At 61.7% G+C, this 5,469-nt stretch carries 4 protein-coding genes, 1 tRNA gene and 1 rRNA gene; all 6 read left to right on the top strand.

The genetic code is table 11. From position 1 onward, the window contains the following. A 5S ribosomal RNA gene (gene rrf / locus LH128_RS34965) occupies window positions 1-82 on the top strand; the annotation flags it as partial. Between the two features lie 195 nt (window positions 83-277). After that, a tRNA-Met gene (locus tag LH128_RS04115) sits at window positions 278-354 on the top strand. Between the two features lie 148 nt (window positions 355-502). Then, window positions 503-1,822, top strand: coding sequence for a site-specific integrase (locus LH128_RS04110; protein WP_008828320.1), 1,320 nt, complete (start codon window positions 503-505; stop codon window positions 1,820-1,822). Between the two features lie 216 nt (window positions 1,823-2,038). Continuing rightward, window positions 2,039-3,613, top strand: coding sequence for a hypothetical protein (locus LH128_RS04105; protein WP_008828319.1), 1,575 nt, complete (start codon window positions 2,039-2,041; stop codon window positions 3,611-3,613). A gap of 619 nt (window positions 3,614-4,232) precedes the next feature. Continuing rightward, on the top strand, window positions 4,233-4,706 hold the full coding sequence (locus LH128_RS04100; protein ID WP_008828318.1) for an Hsp20 family protein: 474 nt from the start codon (window positions 4,233-4,235) through the stop codon (window positions 4,704-4,706). Window positions 4,707-4,789: 83 nt separating this feature from the next. Further along, window positions 4,790-5,311 (top strand): Hsp20/alpha crystallin family protein, encoded by a 522-nt coding sequence (locus LH128_RS04095; protein ID WP_008828317.1) that lies wholly within the window; start codon window positions 4,790-4,792, stop codon window positions 5,309-5,311. The last annotated feature ends 158 nt before the right edge of the window (window positions 5,312-5,469 follow it).

The following is a 5,469-nucleotide window of genomic DNA, read 5'->3' as shown; positions in this document are numbered from 1 at the left end:
CCCATCTCGAACTCGGCCGTGAAACCTGACAGCGCCAATGGTACTGTGGCTCAAGCCCCGGAAGAGTAGGACGTCGCCAGGCATTGAAGCCGGCGCACAAACGCTAGATAAAAAACCCATCACAATGACAAACGAAACAAGGGGGCCAAAAGCCCCCTTTTTGCGTCCCCAAAAGACGCAGCCGCCAGGCGGGATGGAGAACCCCGCCCCTCCACGCCGGCAACGCCGGAATGGACAAAAAAACACTCCCGGGCTGAAAACCAGCCCCATATGGTGACGCGGGGTGGAGCAGCCCGGTAGCTCGTCAGGCTCATAACCTGAAGGTCGTAGGTTCAAATCCTACCCCCGCAACCAATACTTACAATCAAAACAGCAGCTTAAGGCGATCGTCGGAATCGGCGAAGGCCCCGATGTGCCTAGCACAACACTAGCACATTTGCGCAGTTTTGCGATTTGTGAGACATTCCGGCCCAGGCTCCCCTTGCAGCACTGGCGGTTTGTCATGCACAGGCACGAGATCTTAGGTGGAAAGGTCCAGGTTTACCGGCGCATCGACGGTGGCAACTGGCATTGCTCCGCATCGGTTGGTGGCAGGCAGCGCCGGGCCACCACCAGGACGGACAGCGTATCGCTGGCCAAGCAAGTTGCCGAAGATTGGTATCTCGGTCTGCGCGGCAAATTGCATGCCGGCATCCTCAAGACCGAGAAGACCTTCAAGGAAGCATCCGCCCAGTTCCTTCGCGAATACGAGATCATCACCGAGGGCCAGCGCAGCAAGCGTTGGACGGAGGGACATGGTATTCGCCTTCGCGTGCATTTGCTGCCGTTTTTTGGCGACCTTGGTCTCTCCGAGATCACCGGCGGCAAAGTGCAGGAGTACCGGGTGCACCGGATGTCGTCGCGGGGCATCGCCAATCCGCATTCGAAGAGCAATCGCCCGGTCTCGGACAAGGCGCCTGCCCGAAAAACCCTTCACAACGAAATCGTGACGCTGCGCCAGGTGCTGCGCACGGCGGTCAGCCATGGCTGGCTGTCGCACCTGCCTGACATCTCCAGTCCTTATCGCGCTTCGAGCAAGGTGGAGCACCGCCCCTGGTTCAGTCCTGCGGAATACAAGCAGCTCTACAAGGCCACCGGGGCCTATGCCAGGGAGCCGTTCCATGCGCACTTTGCGTGGAACGCGCAGCAGGTGCATGACTACGTCCTGTTCATGGCCAACACGGGCCTGAGGCCCGATGAAGCCTCCAACCTTGAGCACCGCGATGTTGAGATCGTCATCGACGATGAGACTGGACAGCAGATCCTGGAAATCGAAGTGCGCGGCAAGCGAGGGGTGGGCTTCTGCAAAAGTATGCCCAATGCCGTGCGCCCCTATGAGCGGCTGCTCAATCGTCCGAGGCCTGTGCAAGGGGAAAGTCGCCGCGCGGCGCAGCAACGGCGCCGGGCCGGAATTGATGAGGCGCCCGAAGCGCCTGAGGCTCAGCTTCCGAAGCCGACCGACAAGGTCTTCCCCGGAAATCACGTGAAGCTGTTCAACGGCGTGCTTGCCAGGGCGGAGCTGAAATTTGATCGGGACGGCAAAGCGCGGACCGCCTACTCGCTGCGCCACACGTACATCTGCTTGCGCCTGATGGAAGGCGCCGATGTCTACGCGGTCGCGCGAAACTGCCGTACCAGCGTCGAGATGATCCAGAAGCATTACGCCGCGCACATCAAGAACATGATCAGTGCCGCCTCGGTGAATGTACGCAAGGTCAAGCCTAAGCGCCGCCGGCAGGCTGTGCCCGTGGCATTCGAAGATGATGATCTGAACGGCGCCTAGTCGCTACTCAGCGCGGCGCCCGCCGGCGCGCCAGCGCATCCCCTTGCGGGTGCGCCTCGCAGCAGCGCCCTTGCGGCGCTGATGCGTGCACGAACGTGCTCTTTGCCTTTATCGAGGCAACCTTGATGTGCCGGCCGTGGCCAAAATGGGATTGTCGTCGCCCCGCCGGCAGTTGTACCGATGACGCAATCCCCCTGCGAGAAAGGAGCATCAATCGTGACGCCACGTGCCGCCATTCAACAGATCGCGCGCATGGTTCGCGACGATATCCGCTCGGGGGCATTGTCGCCCGGCGCACACAGCATCGCAGATATGCTGGCGGAGCAGCCAGAAGCCCTGCTGCTCATCGTTGACCTCGCGGGCGCCGAAGGGCGCAAGAAGCGGCCTGACGCGATGATGCATCACGCCTATTCCTTCATGCTTGGCAACACTCTCGAGCAGCTGCGGCAGCGAAGCGAGGCCGGAAGCGGTCATGCGACCATGGCCATAGAGAACGTCAGGACCGCGATCGCTCAGCAAATCCGTACCGGCAAGCTCGCGGCGACGGCAGCGCTGGCGCTTGTCTCGGCGTTCTCGCGGGCCGGCGTCGAGGTGGGGGACGATATACGCAGCGCAATGGATCACACGATGATTCAGACCGGAGCCAGCCAGCGCAATCTCCCGCCGCCCGATGTTGACGAGATGTTGAAGGACCTGGTGAAAGCCTGTGAGGGCGATGCGTTCCTGGTCCACAGTCAGTTCGCCGAATTGACGGCAGCCATGCCTGCCGGGCTGCAACTCAGTCTCCTGGAAGGACTTGTCCTCGCCGACGAGTCCAGTCTGCGCGAGGCCGCTATCGGGTGGCTTCTTGCAGAACCTGCGATCGCGGCTCCGTTAGCCTCGATGATTGAAGAGACCGCCAGCCGCGGGCTGGTATCGGCAGCGTCGGTCACCAACCTCATGCTGATCCGCAACTGGGTGCCCGAAGATCGGCGCCGTGCGATCGATGCGATCATCAAAGCCGCGCGCGTTGCTGGATCGGTGTCCGAGAAGCGCCCTGCCATCCAGGTCAGGGAGCTCTTGATATCCGAGCGGGATGGGGCAGGGGCCCAAAGCATATTCGCATCTATCAAGCAGGGCAGAAAGAACGCGCTGGTTTCGATTCTGATCAAGCAGGGGCACGGTGTGCGGGACGCCTGGGTAGCGGGCTCGCTAAGCAGGCCTGAGATCGAAGACATGCTCGGCCACATCGCGTCAGAGATGTCGCTCCATGAAGCGACAGCCGAGGATACTGCGCTGCTCCTGAGCAGCGCGCTCGCGGATGGCTCGGCCAGTTCGCCGCCCCCGTTTGGTCTCGTTCAGGCTGTCACGCTTATCGGGCTCTCGGATGTAGCGCCCAAGTCTGTATCGGTGCACGATCTTGTTGCCTCGATGCTCGAGGGCGTGGACGAGGCAGCGAGCAATTCCAAGGCGGTTGAAAGGGCCGTGCGCGCCTCCGGCCGATGGCTGGCAATCAATCCTCAACTCGATTCCTGGTTCGAAAATGGCGACGACGTCACATTAGCGATCAAAGGGAAGCGCAAGATCGAGGACCGCATCGCCGCGATTATCGAGACGGTGCTGGAACCTAAGCGCGCGTTTTGGTCCAGCGTTGCCGCCTGGAGTGCGTTCGCGCAGCGAGGTGAGGGCGACGATCCGCAATGGATCGAAATGGCGCTCGTCGCTCGTGAGATGGCGGCGCAGCGCCCTCTCATCGAAATACCGCTTGCGCGGTTCATTGCCGTGCAGACGGTGGAAGCTGCTCGGACCTGACGCCGCGCACTCCACAGAGGCTCGTCCGCTCGCCTCAGAAGCGCGGCCTGACCGGACACGTCCTATATGACATCACGCCAAAATTTCTTGTTCCGGACTCGACCAACTTACGCCATTCCGGCGAGGCCCAAGAGAATGTCAGCTCACGCCGTACCCGGTCATCGAAGGGCCAGACAGCGGTCGAGTAGGTACGCGCCCATTCAAGACGCTCAATCTGGAAAATGGCGAGCCCATCAGCGGTAAGTCCGCTTATGACTGGGGCTGGGTGTGGGTTCAACGGGTGGTGGCGACGCTTTAATCTCTTACGGACGATGGAGTGTCGCGCTGAAGCGTCGTCGGATCTCCTCACATTGATCCCGCTAGAAACGGTGACGGCGAAACTCAGGCGAACGGACGCCGATTGCCGGCCATCACCTTGCCAACTGCCGCAAATATCAGGCGGGAGCGAAGGGAGCAGAAAACTCGTCATTTGCGCGTAGGAAGGTCTTGAACTGGAAAAATTCCCTTCCTAAGTCCCACTCGCCGGGCGCCGCTGTTCGGGTCCGGTGGACATCGAGGGCGCCAGCTCTCCTGTACTGGCGCAACTCATGTCCAGATCGCTTCTTTGGAGGATTTGGAAATGAGAACTGCATTCGACTTTACGCCTTATCGGCGTTCGACGGTCGGCTTCGACCGCTTGTTCAACCTGCTCGAGGCAGGCGCACGCGATGAAGATGGCTATCCGCCCTTCGACATTCTGAAAGAAGGTGACGACAGCTATCGCATTACGCTGGCGGTTGCTGGCTTCCGCGCCGAGGACATCGAGGTGGTGGCTCAGCAGAACCTGCTCACCGTCACCGGTAAGCGTGCCGAAGACAACGATCAGGGCGAGTATCTGCATCGCGGCATTGCCACACGCGCATTCGAGCGGCGCTTCCAGCTTGCCGACTTCGTGGAAGCTGGCAATGCCCGTTTTGAGAACGGACTGCTGAGCATCTCGCTCAAGCGCGTTGTCCCCGAGGCAATGAGGCCGCGCCGGATCGAGATCAACGGTAGCAAAGCTGCCCCGGATCAGATCGAGGCGCCCAGGGATGAGGTCCGCGAAGCGGCCTGATCCGGGTTCAAAAGGTCTGCCGGCGCCGTTTCAAGCGGGCCGGCAGGCCGTGCCTCTTCCAGCCAGAAAAGGAGATGAGCATCATGGCTTTTCGTGATCTCATTCCCTGGAGCCGGCAGGAAAACCGGCTTCCCGTCCCGGTCAGCGCCGAGCGCGACCGCGACACTAATACCCACTCTTTGCTCTCGCTCCACCGCGAGATGAACCGGCTGTTCGACGATACCCTCCGCGGCTTCGGCGTGCCCACATTAACCGGGTTCGACCGCGCTGCCGGCTGCCCGCATGTCGAGCTCGGCGAGACTGACAAGGAAATCCGCGTCACGGCCGAACTGCCGGGTCTCGACGAGAAGGACGTCGAAATCACCGTCGAAGACGGAGCGCTGACGCTTCGTGGCGAGAAGCGCTCCGAGGTCGAAGACAAGGACCGTGGCTATACCGAGCGCAGCTACGGCCGCTTTGAACGCCGTATCGGACTGCCCCAGGGAATCGACCGTGACCACGCCGCCGCAACCTTCAGGAACGGCGTGCTGACGGTCACCCTGCCGAAGACGGAGGCGGCGAACGAAAATGTCCGCCGCATCCCGGTCAATGGCAAGGCGGCCTGACGATCTGGCCCGGAACTTCGGTTCCGGGCCATCCGCCAACGATAACCACCCCGGACTAGGCGCGTCGAGCGCGCTACCACCAGATGCGCGAGCGGTGATCGAGCCGGTGCCGCGCGCGACCAATCAGGGCGGGCTCGGCGGGCGTGGACAATGGCGGG

Origin of the sequence: Sphingomonas sp. LH128 (assembly GCF_000293195.2) — a bacterium.
Lineage (GTDB): Bacteria > Pseudomonadota > Alphaproteobacteria > Sphingomonadales > Sphingomonadaceae > Novosphingobium > Novosphingobium resinovorum_A.
This window is presented reverse-complemented; position numbering and strand designations above follow the sequence as displayed.